This window comes from Pseudomonas sp. 21 (genome assembly GCF_000955805.1).
GTDB lineage: Bacteria > Pseudomonadota > Gammaproteobacteria > Pseudomonadales > Pseudomonadaceae > Pseudomonas.
Genome location: NZ_JYOA01000001.1, coordinates 394,583 through 412,286 on the forward strand (window position 1 = coordinate 394,583; position 17,704 = coordinate 412,286).

The following is a 17,704-nucleotide window of genomic DNA, read 5'->3' on the forward strand; positions in this document are numbered from 1 at the left end:
GGGACGCCTAGTCCTTGCTCGCGAACAGTTTCGCCCGCGGCTTCGGCGTCAGGCAGGTTCGCGAGCAAGCTCGCTCCTACAGGTTCCCTCTGCGGTGGCACGCCTGGCAGCTGCGCACCGGCCCGCTGGTGTGGAAGGCCCGCAATCGTTCGAGGTGGCAGCTCTGGCACAGCTGATGGAAATCCGCCTCGATGCGTACTGCCAGCGCCGGGCTCTGCTTGTGGCAGAGGATGCAGGTGCGGTTGCCGGAGACCGAAGGCGACTGGTCCTTATAGTCGTGGTGACAGGTGATGCAGTTCACCGAGGCGTGCGGCTCATGGGGAAAGGCCAGCGGCATCAGCGGTCGGCTGCGTTGCCAATGCCCGTGGGCGAACCACGCCCCCGCCGACAGCACCACGACTGCGACGAGTGAAAGTCCGATCCAGAATCGACTCATAGCGGCAGCTCCAGGTTCGCCAGCAGGCTGTAGAGCGCCGAAAGTCCGATGATCACGCCGCTTGCCGCCAGCGCGAACCAGGTGGCGCGCTGCGCCGTGTTCCGCTTGCGCCCGCTGATGCCGTTAGCCGGTTTGGGCAGGCGCGGCCAGATGGCCACCGCCAGCATCAGCGCCACCAGCAGTGCCCCCTTCCAGATGCCACCGCTGTAGTAACCCGCGCCCAGCACGTGCACGGCCATCAGCAACAGGGCGAGCAGGCTGCCGCCGTAATGCCAGCGGCGGAACGAGGCGGCGCTGCTGCTCCAGCGCGGGCGCACGCGGTTCAGGCTGGATATCGCGAGCACCAGCATCAGCATCGCCGAAGCCAGCCCCGCCAGCATGTAGCCCGGCGCCGCTGGCAGCAGGTCCTCCACCAGCAGTGGTTCATCGATCAGCAGCACAATGATGTGCACCAGCAGCAACGCTACGGCGGCGAAGCCCAGGTCGCGGTGCAGGCGCAGGAAGAACTTGCCCTCATAGAGCGGGCGCGGCTGCGGGCGGCCGCCAATGACGAACAGCAACCCCAGCAGGCAGGCGCCAAGCAGACCGGCGGCGTTGGCGAAATCCCAGGCATAGCCAAGCCCCGGCATGGCGCCGAGCCCGAGCAGGATGGCGACCGGCAGCAGGCAGCCGAGCGCCAGGCGCGCGATCAGCGCAGGCATGGGGGACTCCGATCGAGGGACTATCGCCGGAGGCTAGCAATTGCCGGCGGCGCGCGAGTGTCGCTGCCTGCCAGACGGATTGCCAGCGCTGCCACCGCCCGCCGACCTTATCCCGTAGGAGCGGACTCTGTCCGCGATGATTTCCGGCGCAAGGAGGAGCCTATCGCGGACAGAGTCCGCTCCTACGCAAAGCCCGCCCGAGTGCCGAAAAGCGATCCGACTTACAGGTCCAGCACCAACCGCGCCGACTTCGCCCGCGAGACGCAAGCGCAGATCTGCTTGTTGGAGGCCTTCTCCTTGTTCGACAGGCAGTTGTCGCGGTGTTCCGGCTCGCCTTCCAGCACCTCGACGATGCAGGTGCCGCAGATGCCTTCGCGGCACTCGGTGTCGATGTCGCAGCCGTGGGCCTGCAGTACGTCGACCAGCGTCGAGTCCGCCGGCACGTGGAGCACCACGCCGGAGCTGGCCAGTTCCACTTCGAAGGAACCCGCCGGCGCCGCGTTGGCGGCCGGGTCGGCCTGGAAGTGTTCCAGGTGGATGGCGTCTTCCGGGCGGCTGCGGGCGGCGATCTCCACCACCTTGTTCATGAACGGCGCCGGGCCGCAGGTGTAGACGTGGGCGTGCTGCGGTGCGCGTTCCAGGCAAGCGCCCAGCACGCTGTCCAGATCAGCCGGCTCGACGCCGTAGTGCAGCTCCACCTTGCCGGCGAAGGCCTCGCTGGCCAGCAGCCCGACGAAGGCCGCGTGCTCGGCGGAACGGGCAAAGTAATGCAGGCGATAGGACTCGCCCTTGGCATTCAGCCGGTAGGCCATGCTCAGCAGCGGCGTGACACCGATACCGGCGGCGAACAGCACGTGCTCGCGGGCTTCCGGCGCCAGGCGGAACAGGTTGCGCGGCGCGCCGATGTCCAGCTCCATGCCTTCGCGCACTTCGTGCAGCGCGCTGGAGCCGCCACGGGAGGCGCCTTCCTTCTTGATCGCCACCAGGTAGGCCGCGCGGTCGTCCGGCGGGCTGCACAGCGAATACTGGCGCGTCACCCCGGTGGGCCCGGTGACATCGACGTGAGCGCCCGGCTCGTAGGCGTCGAACGGCTGGCCATCACAACGTACGAGACGCAGGGAACGGATGTCCTGCGCTTCCTCGACGATCCTTTCGATTCTGACCTTCATCATGGCGTTACCTGCAAGGCATTGGGTGCGGGCTCTGTGGCCCCTTTCCCGGCCTCTTTGTTACGAGCGGACGGGTGTTTCGGTTGGTTAAAGGAGCGGGCCGGGGCTCACTCCTGAAATATCGGAGCGGGCGACTTTGCCCTCTCCCTAACCCTCTCCCTGAAGGGAGAGGGGACCGGTCGGCGCAGGGTGAATCCACAGCGTCAGCCGGTACGGACAGCTCCCTCTCCCTTCGGAGCGGGGCGCGCAGCCAGGGCTGGGGAGAGGGGCTTTCAGACCCCCATGTCCCCATGGTTCAAACCTCAGCGCATGAACAACCCACCATTGATATCCCAGCAGGCCCCGGTCACCGATCCGGCGTTCTCCGCGCACAGCAGCAGCACGCTGTCGGCGATGAAGGTCGGGTCGCCCAGGCAGCCGGCTGGGATGGTCTTGAGGATCTGCTCCAGGCGCTCGGGCGCCACGCTTTCGTAGACCACCGGCAAGTCCAGCGGCCCCGGCGAGATGGCGTTGACGGTCACGCCCTGCGCCGAGAGTTCGCGGGCGAACACCTTGGTCAGGGTCGCCACGCCGCCCTTGGCCGCGGCGTAGTGGCCGCCGGTGGCGGTGCCGCCGTTCTGCCCGGCCAGCGAGGCGATGTTGACGATGCGGCCGAAGCCGCGCGTCGCGAAGTGCGTACCGAACACCTGGCAGGCGACAAAGGTGCCGCGCAGGTTCACTGCCATGGAGGCGTCGAAGTCCTCCGGGCTGATGTCCATCAGTGCGGCGACCTTCGACATCCCGGCGTTGTTCACCAGGATGTCGGTGCCGCCCCAGCGCTCGGCGAGCACATCACGGGCACGTTCGAAGTCGGCTTTCTCCCGCGCATCCAGCTTCAAACCGAGGGCCGTGCGGCCTTCCGGGTCGAGTTCGTCGGCCAGGCGCTGCACCGCGTCCTCGTTGAGGTCGGCCAGCGCCACGCGCAGGCCGGCGGCATGCAGGCGGCGGGCGATGACTTCGCCCAGCCCGCGTGCGGCGCCGGTTACCAGGGCAACTCGTTGCATGGCGCGGCCCTCAGAGCAGGAAGCCGAGCGCGTTGAGCGCGTCTTCGGCGTTGATCAGGCGGATCACCTTGCGCTCCAGGCGGGCTTGCCCGTCGGTGAAGCGGATGCGGTGGTTCAGGTCGGCAATGAACGGCGTCGCCACGCCGCGCTTGTAGGCGTAGAGCACCTGTGCCGAGTTCACTTCGACCACATCGCCCGCCGCTTCCACGAGGCTGAAACGCGAGACGGTGCGCACGGTCTTCGCCGCGTCCACCGCCGAGGGCGAATGGCCGCCGGTGAGGCGCTCGATGCGCAGGGCGCGCATGCGCGCGTCGTCGAAGACGTAGTTCAGGCTGGCGGCGAAGTCATCGCCCTCGGCGTCGATCGGCACCACGTAGATACCGTCCTCGCTCCACAGCTGCGACCACTGCGCATAGTCCTTGCGGTCGAGCAGCTCGGCCTCGCGCCAGACGAATTCGATGGCCTTGGCCAGCGGGCCGGAGAAGCCGTTCAGGGTGTCGTTGCTCATTGGCTCATCATCCTTTTCCACATCTGGTACGCCTCGCGCATGCCGCCTTCGTCGGTGGCGTGGGAGACCTTGTCGCCGTTCTCGGCGACCACTTCGCGGTTCAGGCCGCGGTTGACCAGGATCGGCGCGTCGACACCGGCGTAGGAGCCACGCTGCACGCGGTCCCAGGCCTCGGCATCATCCGGGCTGCCGAAGCCGAACGGGCCCTGGAAGTGCTCGTGGATGCGCATGCGCTCGCGGTTGGCGATCTCCGGGCCGCCGTCCATGCCCAGGGCCACGTGGCGAATCTCGGTCTCGGTGACGGAGATCGGCCGCAGCACGCGGAAGAACGACATGGACATGGCCACGTTGGGGAACAGGTTGAGGTTGAAGCCGGCGCCATGCAGCGAGCGGACGATGCGACGCACCTGCGCAGGCTCCATGGTTTTCGACAGTTCCTCGGTGACGTGGGCGAAGCGCTCCTGGAGCTGCTCGGTGCCGTCGTCGTGGTCGAGGTCGACGTGTTCGGGGACCATCACCATCACGCTGTGGCCGTTGCCCAGGGCGTGGGTGACTGCCTGCTCGTCGCTCATGAACGAGAGCATTTCCTCGGTCTCTTCATCCACCGAGGACATGAACGACTTGTGCACGATGGGGAAGTGGTAGCCGTCGGTGGTGTTTTCCAGCTGGATCTTCCAGTTGCCGCGGAAGGTGAACTTGTGTTCGCCCTGGGTCTTGATCGGGTAACCGGCGCCCTGCTTCATGAACAGGTCCATCCAGTGCCTGGCCCCGCCGAGGAAGTCTTCCAGCGGCTCGATCTCGTCGTTGTAGGTGGCGAACACCATGCCGGCGTAGCTTTCCACGCGCAGGCTGGTCAGCGGCAGCTCGGACTTGTCGAGGATGTCCTCGTAGCCGTCCGGGTACGGCAGCGCCCGCAGCTTGCCGTCCAGCGCGTAGGACCAGCTGTGGTACGGGCAGGTGAAGCCGGTGGCGTTGCCCTTGTGCTTCTCGCAGACGGTGGCGCCACGGTGGCGGCAGCGGTTTTCCAGGACGTTGATGTTGCCCTTCTTGTCGCGCACCACGATCACCGGGCGGCGGCCGACGCTGGTGGTCTTGAAGTCACCGGCGTTGCGCACTTCGCTTTCGTGGGCGACCCACACCCAGGTGCGGTAGAAGATCTTGTCCATCTCCGCTTCGAACAGTTGCGGGTCGTTGTACAGCGAGACATCGACGCGGTCGTCGCCGACCAGCTCTTCGACGCTGCGCGACCGGGCGATCAGCCGGTATTCGTGAGCGCTCATGCCCATCTCCTCATGCCGATTTCTTATGTTTTTGCACAGGCCGCGTGGCGGCCAGGCTGTGTTCGAGTTGCGCGCCGAAGGCGCACACACGTTCGTCGTCGCCCTTGCGGCCGACGATCTGCAGGCCGACTTTCAGCCCGCCGCAATCCAGGTCCACCGGCACGGTCAGCGCCGGGTGTCCACTGAGGTTGAAAGGCCGCACCAGGGGCGTCATGCCGGCCACGGACTTGCCGTTGCGCGCATCGCTGAGCAGCGGCGGCAGGTCGGGCATGGTCGGCAGCAGGAGCACTTCGAAGTCCTCCAGCGCGGCGTCGATGGCGCGGGTGAAGTGCTCGCGCACTTTCTCCGCCTCGGCGCGCTCGGCGTCGGTGGTGCGGCTGGCCAGCAGCAGGCGCTGCTCGACGTCGGCGCCGATCAGGCCCTTGCCGGTCAGCGCCGCATAGGCGGCCCAGTTCTCGTGGTTGATCACCACCAGCCCGGCCTGGAACGCCGCCTCGAACTCGCCGAGGAACAGGTGGCTGCGGCGCCAGCCGGCGCGGTCGGCGGCGGCGCCCAGGCAAGCCTGGATGTGCGGCGCGGACGGCACTTCGAGGAAGGCCACGCGGGCGCCCTCGCCCGGCAGCTGCACGTTGCCGAAGCCAGGGCAGATGACCTGCATGGCAGCGATCAGGTCGGCCATGTTGGCGGCGAACGGGCCGACGCAATCCAGGCTGCTCTGCGCCGGATGGACGCCGTCGCGGCTGACGCGGCCGAAAGTCGGCTTCAGCCCGGCGATACCACAGCAGGCCGCCGGCACGCGTACCGAACCACCGGTATCGGTGCCCAGCGCGATATCTGCCAAGCCGGCTGCCACGGCGGACGCGGAACCGCTGGAGGAACCGCCGGGTACGCGGTCCGGCGCCATCGGGTTGATCGGCGTGCCGGTCCAGTCGTTGATGCCGGTGACGCCGAAAGCCAGTTCGTGGAGATTGGTCTTGCCGACGATCTGCCAACCGGCGTTCAGCACGGCGTCGACCACGAACGCGTTGCGCGTGGCCGGCGCGGCATCGGCCAGCGCACGGGTACCACAGCGGGTCGGGTAGCCGGCGATGTCGATGCTGTCCTTGACCGCGACGCGCTTGCCGTCGCCGCCGAGAATGAATTCGCTGACGAAGGTGCTCATGGACGGCCCTCCCCTGCACCACCCAGCGCGCGTTGCGAAAGGCGCTGGGTACGGAAATGACTGATCTGCCAGCGCCCGTCGATCTCGCGGAAATCGATGTCCAGCCGCGTGCCGAACAGCTCGGTGTGCCCCTCGGCGTAGGTCGAGAGCTGCTGCATGATCCATTGCCCGCGCGCGGTGCGGCCGTCGACGCGGATCGACTCGCTGGTGAGGAAATGCAGGTTCACCGTGAAGTGCGGCGACGGCGGCAGGTAGCCGAAGACGAACGCGGCGATGGCCTCGCGGCCCTGGTGATGGCCGAAGGTCTGCGCCGTGGTCGTGCCGATGCCCTCCCACACCGCGTCCTCGCTGAACAGCTCGGCCAGCTCGGTGATCGCCACCGGCGCGCGCGGCACGTCGCAGAGATCCATGTAGCGGGCCATCAACCGACGCACCTGGCTTTCCCCTTCGAGGACCTCCAGGCGGCGGTTCAGCTCGGCCATGCTCAGGCTGCTCATGGCTCAGGTCCGCGCGGCTTCGGGGATGGTCAGCGGGCGGCCGATGCGCGCCTCGACCTTGGCGTACTTCCACAGGCTGTACTCGCCCACCGGGGTGGTGCGGAACAGGTTGCAGGCGTCGATCACGGTCTGGTGGCAATCGACATCGGCCATGATGTAGACGGTCCAGGGCGAGGTGGTGGACGGGCCGACCATCAGGCGGTCGTCATCCAGCACGCCGAGCACGTTCATGCCCGGCAGCGCGCCAAGGTCGCCCATCATCTGCGAGAAGCCCTTCCACACGGTGATGCCTTCACCGGTGGGCAGGTCGAAGAACGGCTGGGCGATGCCGATGCAGAACAGTACGCGCAAGGGTTCGGTGGTCGGACGGGTCATGCTTCGAGTCCTTGTTTTTATGTCAGATGTATCCGGGGAACGGCGGCACATCGAGCAGCACCGCGCCGGCGCCGTCGTACATGCCATCGCTGAGGAAGGCGTGCTGGGTCACCACCATGGCGTCGCGCAGGTAGCGCTGCAGCGGGTGGTTCAGGTAGATCGCCGTGGTGCCGGCCAGGCTGTAGGCGCGGCGCACCACGTCGGCACCAGCGCGGGACACGTGCACGGCGGCCAGGCGCAGCTGGCTGACCTGCTCGGGGCTGACGGCGTTGCCGGCGAGGATGGAGTCCCAGACGGTCTCGGTGGCGTCGTAGAAGAAGCCGCGCGCGGCCTGCAACTCAGCCTCGGCCTTGCCGATCTCGATGCGTACGTAGGCGCGGTCGCCGAGCTTGGGCGCACCGGTCACGCCGCTGGAAGACGCCATGCGGGTGATCTCGTCCAGCGCCGCGCGGGCCAGGCCGAGGTTGACCACGGCCAGTACCTGGGCGGCGTAGGCGATGGTCGGGTAGCGGTACAGCGGTTCGTCGATGTTCGATTCGCCGCCGCGGATGAAAGTCCAGTCGTCCGCAACGAAGGCGTTGTCCAGCTTCAGGTCGTGACTGCCGGTGCCCTTGAGGCCGACCACGTTCCAGTTCTCGACGATCTCCACGTCCCGGGCGCGCAGCAGCGCGGTGCGCGGCTTGCCGCCCGGACCGCCGATACCGATGCCGACGCCGAGCACGTCGGCGCCCTTGCAGCCGCTGGCGAATTTCCAGGTGCCGCTGACGCGCCAGCCGCCTTCGACCTGGGTGGCCGGCTGGATCGGGAACAGGCCACCGGCGAACACCAGGTCCGGGCCGTCGGCATAGAGTTCGGCGAGGGTGTGGCGCGGCAGCGCGGTGAGGTAGGTGCTGGCGCTGCCGAAGCTGGCCACCCAGCCGGCGGAGCCGTCGGCTTCGGCGATACGCTCGACCAGCTTCAGGAACTGCGCCGGCGGCAGTGCGTCGCCGCCGAAGCAGCGCGGGGTCGCGGCGCGGTAGATGCCCACGTCGCGGAAGCGTTCGATCATGTCGCGGGGAACGTGGGAGCGGCTGTCGAACTCGTCGCGGCGTTGGCGGACTTCATCGAGCACGCGCTGGAATTCGAGGGCACGGCCGTCCGCATCGAGCGGTTCGGCGAGGGCGGCACGCAACATGGCGTCATCTCCGGTTGTTCTTGTAAGGGCCGGCCCGTTCGATGCGGGCTGGTCGTCGTTGGGGCCAGTGTATGAACCGCCAGGTGCGCCCAACTATTGGGGCGTTCAGCCCCATGCCTAAAGGAATCCCCTAGTCGGCGCCGGGTTACTCCGCAGTCCCTTCGCGCTACGCTGCGCGGTATAAAGGCGCCACTGCCTACCCGTCCCTTGCAATCAAGAGCGAGCTTCGATGTTCCAGCCCAAGCCCGATGACTTCCTCGCCCTGCTCCAGGCCATGCCGCTGTGCGTGATCCTCCACGACGCGCAGACCAAGGAAATCCTCTGGGCGAACAATGCAGCGCTGGCCGTGCTCGGCTTCACCCTGGAAGAGCTGGTGCCGCTGAAAGCGCCGGACATGACCGCCAAGGCCCCGCAGTACCGCCGCTCGGTCGGCCTGCGCTGGCTGGAAGGCGCGGCGCGTACCGGCCAGCGCACCATCGAGTGGTGCTACCGCTCCAAGCAGGGCGTGGAAATCCTCTCCGAGGCCGTCGCCACCCGCGTGCGCCTGCAGGAGCGCGACGTGCTGATGGTGCAGTTCCGCGACATCTCGAAGGAGAAGCAGGTCGAGCGCGACCTGCAGCGTTTCGAGAGCCGCCTGAAGGCCTTCATGCAGGACCTCGCCGAAGGCGTGGCGGTGCTCGATGCGGACGGCAACCTGCGCTTCCTCAGCGAATCCGCCCTGCCCCTGCTCGGCGGCAGCCAGGACGACTGGATGGCGCACAACTTCCTCGGCCGCTGCGACAGCGCCACGCGTCCGCGCCTGGAACACCACCTGGCAATGCAGCCGCCGAGCCGCGAGCCCTACTCCGTCAGCTATCAATTGCAGCGCCTGGACGGCGAATGGCGCTGGCACCACGCGACCTGCCGCTACATCGAGATCGAGGACGACCTGGTCGGCCACCTGCTGCTGTTCCGCGACGTCACTGAGCAGGTCCGTGCCGCCCAGGCGCAACGCCAGAGCGACCAGAAGCTGGAATACCTGGCGCGCTACAACGCCATGGGCGAAATGGCCCTGGCGATTGCCCACGAACTCAGCCAGCCGCTGGCGGCCACGCGCAACTTCATCGAGGGCGCGCTGATCCGCCTGGACCGCGAACAGAAGGCCGAAGCCTCCGCCGCCTGGGGCCTGGACAGCGCGGTGCGACAGATCGAGCACGCCTCGCTGATCATCAAGAGCGTGCGCGAATACGTGGTGAAGCTGGAGCAGGCCGAGCAGCGCATCGACCTCAACGAACTGCTCGGCGAAACCCTCTACTTCATCAGCCTCAAGGCCCAGCCGAGCAACGTGCGCGTGGAGCTGGAGCGCTGCGACGAGCCGCTGTGGGTGAGCTGCGAGAAGGTGCTGGTCGGCCAGGTGATCCTCAACCTCGCCTTCAACGCCATCGAGGAAATGCTCAACCTCCCCGAGGACCGCCGCCTGCTGCGCATCCGCACCTCTCGAGACGGCGACAGCGCGCGGCTCTGTGTGCTGGATCAGGGACGCGGCATCGATGCCGGGGCCAAGGAGCGGCTGTTCGACGGGTTCTTCACGTCCAAGGTGAGCGGCAACGGCATTGGCCTGGCGCTGTGCCAGAGCATCGTCTCGCGGCATCGCGGGGATATCTGGGCGGAGAATGTCGAGCCGTGTGGAGCGATGTTCTGTTTCGGGTTGCCGTTGGCGGAGTGATTGCCGCCACGGCGTATCCCTGTAGGAGCGGGCCATGCCCGCGATTGCGCCCACGGGCGCTGCTGCAGGTTGATGCCAGCATTTCCGGCTATGTAGCGAGCAGTTGAAACGCCGGCCCTGCCGACGGATCGCGGGCATGGCCCGCTCCTACAGGTGAACATCGGTGCCAAGCGGTTCGCGAGCAAGCTCGCTCCTGCAAAAACCAAAAGAAAACGGCGCCCGCAGGCGCCGTTGCTCGTTGCGAGGAAGTCAGCCGTGGGCCTTCTTGATGATCGCCTCGGCGATATTCGCCGGCGCCTCGGCGTACTTGGTGAACTCCATCGAATAGCTCGCCCGCCCCTGGGACATCGAGCGCACGTCCGTGGCGTAGCCGAACATCTCGCCCAGCGGCACCTCGGCGCGGATCACCTTGCCCGCCGGCGTGTCCTCCATGCCCTGGATCAGCCCGCGCCGGCGGTTCAGGTCGCCCATCACGTCGCCCATGTAGTCCTCCGGCGTCACCACCTCGACCTTCATCACCGGCTCCAGCAGCACCGCGCCACCCTTCTGCGAGAGCTGCTTGGTGGCCATGGAGGCGGCGATCTTGAACGCCATCTCGCTGGAGTCGACGTCGTGGTAGGAGCCGTCGAACACCGAGGCCTTCAGGCCGATCAGCGGGTAGCCGGCGAGCACGCCGTTCTGCATCTGCTCCTCGATGCCCTTCTGGATCGCCGGGATGAATTCGCGCGGGATCACACCGCCGACCACCTCGTTGACGAACTCCAGCCCGTCCTTGCCCTCGTCGCCCGGCTCGAAGCGAATCCAGCAGTGACCGAACTGGCCACGGCCACCGGACTGGCGGACGAACTTGCCTTCGATCTCGCACTTCCTGCGGATCGCCTCGCGGTAGGCGACCTGCGGCTTGCCGATGTTGGCCTCGACGTTGAACTCGCGGCGCATGCGGTCGACGATGATGTCCAGGTGCAGCTCGCCCATGCCGGAGATGATGGTCTGCCCGGTTTCCTCGTCGGTCTTGACGCGGAACGAGGGGTCTTCCTGGGCCAGCTTGGACAGGGCGATGCCCATCTTCTCCTGGTCGGCCTTGGTCTTGGGTTCCACCGCCACCGAGATCACCGGGTCGGGGAAGTCCATGCGCTCGAGGATGATCGGCTTGTCGATGGAACACAGGGTGTCGCCCGTGGTGACGTCCTTCATGCCGATCAGCGCGGCGATGTCGCCGGCGCGCACTTCCTTGATCTCCTCGCGCTGGTTGGCGTGCATCTGCACCATCCGGCCGACGCGTTCCTTCTTGGTCTTCACCGAGTTGAGCACGGCGTCACCGCTGCTGAGCACGCCGGAATAGACGCGGGCGAAGGTCAGGGTGCCGACGAAGGGGTCGGTGGCGATCTTGAAGGCCAGCGCGGAGAACGGTTCGCTGTCGACGGCATGGCGCTCCAGATGCTTCTCTTCATCGTCCGGGTCGGTGCCGTTGATCGCAGGGATTTCCGAGGGCGCCGGCAGGTAGTCGATGACGGCGTCGAGCACCAGCGGCACGCCCTTGTTCTTGAACGAGGAACCCAGCACCGCCGGGACGATCTCGTTGGCCAGGGTGCGCTGGCGCAGGCCGGCCTTGATTTCCTCGATGGTCAGTTCCTGGCCTTCGAGGTACTTGTTCATCAGGTCGTCATTGGCTTCGGCGGCGGCCTCGACCATGTGTGCGCGCCACTCGTCCGCCAGCGCCTGCAACTCGGCGGGGATCGGCTCCTCGGTGTAGCTGGTGCCCTGGTCGGCATCGTTCCAGACGATGGCCTTCATCTTCACCAGGTCGATCTGCCCGGCGAAGGTTTCCTCCGAGCCAATGGCCAGCTGGATCGGCACCGGCGTGTGGCCCAGGCGCTGCTTGATCTGCGCCACCACGCGGAGGAAGTCGGCGCCCTGGCGGTCCATCTTGTTGACGTAGGCCAGGCGCGGCACGTGGTACTTGTTGGCCTGGCGCCAGACCGTCTCGGACTGCGGTTCGACGCCATCGGCGCCGCTGAACACCACCACCGCGCCGTCGAGCACGCGCAGGGAGCGCTCCACTTCGATGGTGAAGTCGACGTGGCCGGGGGTGTCGATGATGTTGAAGCGGTACTTGTGGTCGTACTGCTTGGTGGAGCCCTGCCAGAACGCCGTGGTGGCCGCCGAGGTGATGGTGATGCCGCGTTCCTGTTCCTGCACCATCCAGTCCATGGTCGCCGCGCCGTCGTGCACCTCGCCCATCTTGTGGTTCACACCGGTGTAGAAAAGGATGCGCTCGGTCGTGGTGGTCTTGCCGGCGTCCACGTGGGCGACGATGCCGATATTGCGGTAAAGCTCGATGGGCGTATTGCGAGCCATGGTGTGCTCCGTTTCTGCTGGTTGACTGCCGGGCCTGCTGCTGCGGGTCCGTTGCCTGCGCGGGACGGCGGGAGGAAGTGCGGCATCAGAAATTTCTGAGCGCAACAGGCTCAAGGTAGCGCGTCTTCGTGGCAATTCCAGTATGGCGGGGGCGCTGGTGTCGCAGTCCGACCGGCTGCGTCGCTCCGGCATTGCGCTGCACGGCGGGAAAACCCTAAAATGATAGGCATTCTCAAATGAAAATCTGACGCACGCACCGTGGCTCTCGTCGAAACTCCTTCCCCACAGCACCTGCACACTCTCTACAACGAGCACAACGGCTGGCTCCAGCAGTGGCTGCGCGGCAGGCTGGGCAACGCCTGGGATGCCGCCGATCTCGCCCATGACACCTTCCTGCGCCTGCTGCGGCGGCCGCTGGAAGACCTCGGCGAACGTCCGCGCGCCCTCCTCACCCACATTGCCAAGGGCTTGCTGGTGGACCGCTGGCGGCGCCAGGAGATCGAACGCGCCTACCTGGAAAGCATCGCCGCGCTGCCCGAAGAGCTGGTGCCCGGCCCGGAAACCCGCGAGCTGATCATCGAGGCGCTGGAGCGCATCGACACCGCTTTGAACGAGCTGCCGACGCTGACCCGCGAAGCCTTCCTGCTGTCGCAACTGGACGGCCTGACCTACCCGGTGATCGCCGAGCGCCTGGGGATTTCCCTGGCCAGCGTGAAGCGCTACATGCGCACCGGTTTCGTCGCCTGCCTGAGCGTCGCCTGATGCGCGAGCAACCGCTCGACCCCGGCATCCTCGGCGAAGCCGCCGACTGGCTGGTGCGCCTGAACGAACACCCGGCCAACAGCGCCGACCTGCAAGCCATCGAACAATGGCGCGCGCGCAGCGCCCAGCATGCCGAAGCCTGGCGCCGCGCCGAAGCGCTGCTCGGCCTGCGCCAGCTGCCGCCGGGCCTGGGCCGGCAAAGCCTGCAACGCACGGGCCTGAGCCGCCGGCAGATGCTCAACCGCCTGGGCGTGCTGATGGCTGTGGCGCCCGCCGCCTGGCTGGTGGCCCGGCAGATGCCCTGGGCGGAATGGAATGCCGACCTGCGCACCGCCGTGGGCGAGCGCAAGCACCTGCGTTTGCCGGACGGCAGCCAGATCACGCTGAATACCGGCAGCGCCGTGAACGTGGCCTTCAATGCCCGCGAGCGCCGCCTCAGCCTGGTGGAAGGCGAAATCCTCGTCGACGCCCTGCCCGACCCGCGTCCCTTCCTCGTCGACAGCCGCCACGGCCTGCTGCGCACTCCGGCCGCACGCTTCAGCCTGCGCGACCTGGGCGACGCCTGCCGGGTCGCGGTGCTGGACAAGGAAGTCAGCGTCGAATTACCGGGATACGCGAGCCAGGTGGTCACTGCCGGCCAGCAACTGGTGTTCGGGGCGCAGGGTTTCCAGTCCCTGCAGACGGCGGACGCCAACGCCAGCGCCTGGGAAAACGGCATGCTGCTGGCCCAGGGCATGCGCCTGGGTACCCTGCTGGAAGAACTCGGCCGCTACCGCAGCGGCTTCCTGCGCTGCGACCCGCGCCTGGCGAACCTGCGCGTGACCGGGGCGATTCCCGTGGGCGACAGCGACGCCGGACTGGCGCTGCTGGCGGACATGCTGCCGGTAAGGTTGCGACGAATGACGCGGTATTGGGTCAGCGTGGAGCCGGCGTGATTCCGGGACCATTGGCACCTCTCGTTAATCCACTGCCCGCGCTTCCCCTTCACCCAGCCCTCCCCCTGGGAGAGGGCTGGGTGAGGGCATGCCACCACTCCGAAATATCCATTGGCCTGTAGGAGCGAGCTTGCTCGCGAACGCATTTCCCGGCCGCAACGGTGTTGTGCGGTTCGCGAGCAAGCTCGCTCCTACAAACAGCCCCGCATAAATTTTTTCCCACCCCCTGACACCTTTTTCGATCTCGCCCGGTGAAGAGGAAGACAACCTCTATTCGCCGACAGGAACACTCCATGCTCCTCCGCTCCCGCCTCCGCCCCCATTCCCTCGCCCTGGCCGTCGGCCTGGCCCTGACTGGCGGCGTCGTGCTGCCCACCCTGGCGGCCGAAGCCAGCAGCCAGCAGCGCCAGTACGACATCGCCCCCGGCCCCCTGGGCGAGGTGCTGGCCCGCTTCGCCGCCCAGGCCGGCGTGCCGCTGGCCTTCGAGGCACAGGCGCTGAATCGCCAGCAAAGTGCTGGATTGAAAGGCAGCTACGCGCCGGAGCAAGGCCTTGAGCACCTGCTCGAAGGCAGCGGCTACCGCCTGGTGCGCAAGAGCAGCGGCTACGGCGTGGAAGCGGCGCCGGATGACAGCGGTGCCCTGGAGATGGACGCCACCACCGTCAGCGGCGCCGTGCAGCAACGCGGCGAGCTGCCGCCCGCCTACGCCGGCGGCCAGGTCGCCCGCGGCGCGCGGCTGGGCATGCTGGGTGACCAGGACATGCAGGACGTGCCCTTCAGCTTCGCCAGCTACACCGCCAGGACCATCCAGGACCAGCAGGCGCAGACCGTCGGTGACGTGCTGCTCAACGACGCCTCGGTACGCCAGGGCAATGGCTACGGCAACTTCTCGCAGATCTTCGTCATCCGCGGCCTGCCGCTGAGCACCGACGACGTCTCGCTCAACGGCCTGTACGGCGTCACCCCGCGGCAGATCATCGGCACCGAGTCGCTGGAACGCGTCGAGCTGTTCAAGGGCCCCAACGCCTTCATCAACGGCGTGACGCCCAGCGGCAGCGGCATCGGTGGCGCGGTCAACCTGCAGACCAAGCGCGCCGAGGACGTACCGACCCGCAGCGTGACCCTGGGCTATGGCAGCGACAACCAGGTCGGCGAGCACCTCGACCTCGGCCAGCGCTTCGGCGAGGACAACCGCTTCGGCGCGCGGGTCAACCTGGCCCAGCGCGAGGGCGAGACCGGCGTGGACGACGAAAACCAGCGTTACAAGCTGGCCACCGTCAACCTCGACTACCGCGGCGAACGCCTGCGCCTGATGACCGACTTCGGCTACCAGAAGCAGCGCATCAACCAGGGTCGCCCGGTGGTCTACGTCGGCACCGGCGTCACCAGCATCCCCCACGCGCCGGACGCCGACGACAACTACGCGCAGTCCTGGAGCTATTCGCAGCTCGAAGACACCTTCGGCATGTTCCGCGCCGAGTACGACCTCAACGACAGCTGGACCGCCTACCTCTCCGGCGGCGCCAAGCACACCCGCGAGAACGGCTCCTACTCCGCACTGACGCTCAGCGACAACAACGGCGCCGCGGGTGGCGGCATGATGGACGCCACCCACGACGAGGACAACAAGAGCGCCATGGCGGGCCTGAACGGCCACTTCGCCACCGGGCCGGTCACTCACCAGATGAACCTCAGCGTCGCCGGCATCTGGGCCGAGCAGCGCAGCGCCTACACCATGATCACCAAGCGCTACCCCACCGACATCTATAACCCGGTGCAGACGCCCAAGCCCGCGCCCACCCTGAGCGGTGGCGACTACAGCGACCCGGGTATCGTCGGCAAGACGCTGAACAAGAGCCTGGCCGCCGCCGATACCCTGGGCTTCCTCGATGACCGCGTGCTGCTGACCGTCGGCGTACGCCGCCAGAGCATCGGCACCGATGGCTGGAACTACGTCGGCAAGCGCACCGCCAGCTACGACGAATCCATCACCACGCCAGTCTATGGCCTGGTGGTGAAACCCACCGAGTACCTGTCGCTCTACGCCAACCGCATCGAAGGCCTGGCGGCGGGCCCGACCGCGCCCAGCAGCGCGGCGAACTTCGGCGAAGTCTTCGCGCCGAACCGTTCCAAGCAGGTGGAAGTGGGCGCCAAGCTGGACTTCGGCAGCTACGGCGGCAACCTGGCCTTCTACCGCATCGAGCAGCCGTTCAGCACCACCGACCCGGACTCGAAGATCTTCAGCGTCGATGGCGAGCAGGAAAACCGCGGCATCGAGATGAACCTGTTCGGCGAGCCGGTGGACGGCCTGCGCCTGCTGGCCGGCGGAACCTGGATCGACACCGAGCTGAAGAACACCGCCGGCGGCAAGACCGACGGCAACCGCGCCGTGGGCGTGCCGACCTTCCAGTACAACCTGGGCGCCGACTGGGACGTCCCCGGCCTCCAGGGTGCTGCCATCAACGGCCGCGTGCTGCGCACCGGCGGCCAGTACCTGGACGCGGCCAACGACCTGAGCATCCCGGCCTGGACCCGCTTCGACCTCGGCGCCCGCTACGCCTTCAAGGTGGACGAGCGCGACGTGACCCTGCGCGCCAACCTGGAGAACGTCGCCAACAAGTCGTACTGGGCCTCGACCATTGGCGGCTACCTGACCCAGGGCGACCCGCGCACCCTGAAGCTGTCGATGACCGTCGACTTCTGATTTCCCCATCGCGACAGGGACGTCGCACCCCATCCCCGCCTGCGCCGCTGGCGGCGCAGGCGCCTGGCAAGCACGCGAAAACACTCCCGGCCGTCTCGCCGCTGGATCGCAACCCCCATCCGGGTCCATGCTAGAAGCTCGCCCATTTGCCGGAGTTCGCCCCATGAGCGACGCCATCACCATCGATTTCGTCTCCGACGTGGTCTGCCCCTGGTGCGCCATCGGCCTCAACGGCCTGCTGGCAGCCATCCGCCGGGTGGACGGCGAACTGACCGTGGAACTGCGTATCAAGCCCTTCGAGCTGAATGCCGACATGCCCGCCGAAGGGGAAGACCTGGTGGAGCACCTGCAGCGCAAATACGGCAGCAGCGCCGAGGACATTGCCCGCAACCAGGAACACCTGCGCTCCATGGGCGAAGACGTCGGCGTGCACTTCGACCTGAAGAAACGCGACCGCATCTACAACACCTTCGATGCCCATCGCCTGCTGCACTGGGCGGCGGAATCACACCGCGACGTGGCGTTGAAGCAGGCGCTGCTGCACGCCTACTTCGGCGAAGGCCGCGACCCGAGCGATCCGGAAGTGCTGCTGGAGGTGGCCGTCAGCGTCGGCCTGGACGCCGTGCGCGCACGGGAAATCCTCGACAGCGACGCCTACGCCGACGAGGTGGTGGCCGAGGAAGACTTCTACACCAGCCACGGCATCCGTGCCGTGCCGGCGGTGATCCTCAATGGTCGCCAGCTGATCTCCGGGGCGCAGAGCACCGACTACTACGAGCAGGCGCTGCGTCAGGTGGCGCGCAATGCGCCGCTGCCGGAGTGAGTTGTCTGCCTTTTTTATTCGGCACGAAACGTTCCTGCGGACACGGTGTTTCCCTGTAGGAGCGCGCCATG

General features: G+C 67.2%; 16 protein-coding genes. 5 read left to right on the plus strand and 11 right to left on the minus strand.

Going from position 1 to position 17,704, the window contains the following annotated elements; genetic code table 11:
• Positions 1–76: 76 nt before the first annotated feature.
• The 10 genes from UB43_RS01685 to UB43_RS01730 form a co-directional block, all read right to left on the minus strand.
• Positions 77–436 carry a cytochrome c3 family protein gene (locus UB43_RS01685; RefSeq protein ID WP_052969483.1) on the minus strand — a complete coding sequence of 120 codons (360 nt, stop codon included), beginning with the start codon at positions 434–436 and terminating at the stop codon, positions 77–79.
• Complete coding sequence (locus UB43_RS01690) at positions 433–1,137, minus strand: ferric reductase-like transmembrane domain-containing protein (RefSeq protein WP_045207759.1); 705 nt, start codon at positions 1,135–1,137, stop codon at positions 433–435. The genes UB43_RS01685 and UB43_RS01690 overlap by 4 nt, the downstream gene beginning before the upstream one ends.
• A 221-nt stretch (positions 1,138–1,358) precedes the next feature.
• A complete protein-coding gene (locus UB43_RS01695) occupies positions 1,359–2,309 on the minus strand; it encodes a PDR/VanB family oxidoreductase (RefSeq protein WP_045207762.1) in 951 nt (316 codons plus the stop codon).
• A 299-nt stretch (positions 2,310–2,608) separates the two neighbouring features.
• Positions 2,609–3,349, minus strand: coding sequence for an SDR family NAD(P)-dependent oxidoreductase (locus UB43_RS01700; RefSeq protein ID WP_045207764.1), 741 nt, complete (start codon positions 3,347–3,349; stop codon positions 2,609–2,611).
• Between the two features lie 10 nt (positions 3,350–3,359).
• Entirely contained in the window at positions 3,360–3,857 is a 498-nt protein-coding gene (locus tag UB43_RS01705) for an aromatic-ring-hydroxylating dioxygenase subunit beta (RefSeq protein ID WP_045207765.1), read from the minus strand.
• On the minus strand, positions 3,854–5,137 hold the full coding sequence (locus tag UB43_RS01710) for an aromatic ring-hydroxylating dioxygenase subunit alpha (protein WP_045207767.1): 1,284 nt from the start codon (positions 5,135–5,137) through the stop codon (positions 3,854–3,856). The genes UB43_RS01705 and UB43_RS01710 overlap by 4 nt, the downstream gene beginning before the upstream one ends.
• A gap of 10 nt (positions 5,138–5,147) precedes the next feature.
• A complete protein-coding gene (locus UB43_RS01715; protein ID WP_045207769.1) occupies positions 5,148–6,299 on the minus strand; it encodes an amidase in 1,152 nt (383 codons plus the stop codon).
• Positions 6,296–6,796, minus strand: a complete 501-nt coding sequence (locus UB43_RS01720) for a nuclear transport factor 2 family protein (RefSeq protein ID WP_371318983.1) — start codon at positions 6,794–6,796, stop codon at positions 6,296–6,298. The genes UB43_RS01715 and UB43_RS01720 overlap by 4 nt, the downstream gene beginning before the upstream one ends.
• A gap of 3 nt (positions 6,797–6,799) precedes the next feature.
• Positions 6,800–7,171: a hypothetical protein gene (locus tag UB43_RS01725; protein WP_045207771.1), complete on the minus strand. Its 372-nt coding sequence runs from the start codon at positions 7,169–7,171 to the stop codon at positions 6,800–6,802.
• Between the two features lie 22 nt (positions 7,172–7,193).
• On the minus strand, positions 7,194–8,345 hold the full coding sequence (locus UB43_RS01730) for an acyl-CoA dehydrogenase family protein (protein WP_045207773.1): 1,152 nt from the start codon (positions 8,343–8,345) through the stop codon (positions 7,194–7,196).
• 229 nt (positions 8,346–8,574) lie between these two features.
• On the opposite strand from UB43_RS01730, the gene UB43_RS01735 reads away from it, so the two are divergent.
• Positions 8,575–10,050, plus strand: a complete 1,476-nt coding sequence (locus UB43_RS01735; protein WP_045207775.1) for a PAS domain S-box protein — start codon at positions 8,575–8,577, stop codon at positions 10,048–10,050.
• A 249-nt stretch (positions 10,051–10,299) separates the two neighbouring features.
• On the opposite strand, the gene fusA is transcribed toward UB43_RS01735, so the two are convergent.
• Entirely contained in the window at positions 10,300–12,408 is a 2,109-nt protein-coding gene (fusA, locus tag UB43_RS01740; RefSeq protein WP_045207778.1) for an elongation factor G, read from the minus strand.
• 258 nt (positions 12,409–12,666) lie between these two features.
• Between fusA and UB43_RS01745 the strand changes: the two genes are divergently transcribed.
• The 4 genes from UB43_RS01745 (at position 12,667) to UB43_RS01760 (ending at position 17,633) form a co-directional block, all read left to right on the plus strand.
• Positions 12,667–13,170: a sigma-70 family RNA polymerase sigma factor gene (locus UB43_RS01745; protein WP_045207781.1), complete on the plus strand. Its 504-nt coding sequence runs from the start codon at positions 12,667–12,669 to the stop codon at positions 13,168–13,170.
• On the plus strand, positions 13,170–14,105 hold the full coding sequence (locus tag UB43_RS01750; protein WP_045207783.1) for a FecR domain-containing protein: 936 nt from the start codon (positions 13,170–13,172) through the stop codon (positions 14,103–14,105). Before UB43_RS01745 ends, UB43_RS01750 begins: the two co-directional genes overlap by 1 nt.
• A gap of 293 nt (positions 14,106–14,398) precedes the next feature.
• A complete protein-coding gene (locus tag UB43_RS01755) occupies positions 14,399–16,810 on the plus strand; it encodes a TonB-dependent receptor (RefSeq protein WP_045207786.1) in 2,412 nt (803 codons plus the stop codon).
• A gap of 163 nt (positions 16,811–16,973) precedes the next feature.
• Positions 16,974–17,633, plus strand: coding sequence for a DsbA family oxidoreductase (locus tag UB43_RS01760; protein ID WP_045207788.1), 660 nt, complete (start codon positions 16,974–16,976; stop codon positions 17,631–17,633).
• Positions 17,634–17,704 lie beyond the last annotated feature (71 nt).

Bases quoted from the DNA above. Each gene is read 5' to 3' on its own strand.
- UB43_RS01685 (WP_052969483.1), bottom strand. From the start codon at position 436: ATGAGTCGATTCTGGATCGGACTTTCACTCGTCGCAGTCGTGGTGCTG.
- UB43_RS01690 (WP_045207759.1), bottom strand. From the start codon at position 1,137: ATGCCTGCGCTGATCGCGCGCCTGGCGCTCGGCTGCCTGCTGCCGGTC.
- UB43_RS01695 (WP_045207762.1), bottom strand. From the start codon at position 2,309: ATGATGAAGGTCAGAATCGAAAGGATCGTCGAGGAAGCGCAGGACATC.
- UB43_RS01700 (WP_045207764.1), bottom strand. From the start codon at position 3,349: ATGCAACGAGTTGCCCTGGTAACCGGCGCCGCACGCGGGCTGGGCGAA.
- UB43_RS01705 (WP_045207765.1), bottom strand. From the start codon at position 3,857: ATGAGCAACGACACCCTGAACGGCTTCTCCGGCCCGCTGGCCAAGGCC.
- UB43_RS01710 (WP_045207767.1), bottom strand. From the start codon at position 5,137: ATGAGCGCTCACGAATACCGGCTGATCGCCCGGTCGCGCAGCGTCGAA.
- UB43_RS01715 (WP_045207769.1), bottom strand. From the start codon at position 6,299: ATGAGCACCTTCGTCAGCGAATTCATTCTCGGCGGCGACGGCAAGCGC.
- UB43_RS01720 (WP_371318983.1), bottom strand. From the start codon at position 6,796: ATGAGCAGCCTGAGCATGGCCGAGCTGAACCGCCGCCTGGAGGTCCTC.
- UB43_RS01725 (WP_045207771.1), bottom strand. From the start codon at position 7,171: ATGACCCGTCCGACCACCGAACCCTTGCGCGTACTGTTCTGCATCGGC.
- UB43_RS01730 (WP_045207773.1), bottom strand. From the start codon at position 8,345: ATGTTGCGTGCCGCCCTCGCCGAACCGCTCGATGCGGACGGCCGTGCC.
- UB43_RS01735 (WP_045207775.1), top strand. From the start codon at position 8,575: ATGTTCCAGCCCAAGCCCGATGACTTCCTCGCCCTGCTCCAGGCCATG.
- fusA (WP_045207778.1), bottom strand. From the start codon at position 12,408: ATGGCTCGCAATACGCCCATCGAGCTTTACCGCAATATCGGCATCGTC.
- UB43_RS01750 (WP_045207783.1), top strand. From the start codon at position 13,170: ATGCGCGAGCAACCGCTCGACCCCGGCATCCTCGGCGAAGCCGCCGAC.
- UB43_RS01755 (WP_045207786.1), top strand. From the start codon at position 14,399: ATGCTCCTCCGCTCCCGCCTCCGCCCCCATTCCCTCGCCCTGGCCGTC.
- UB43_RS01760 (WP_045207788.1), top strand. From the start codon at position 16,974: ATGAGCGACGCCATCACCATCGATTTCGTCTCCGACGTGGTCTGCCCC.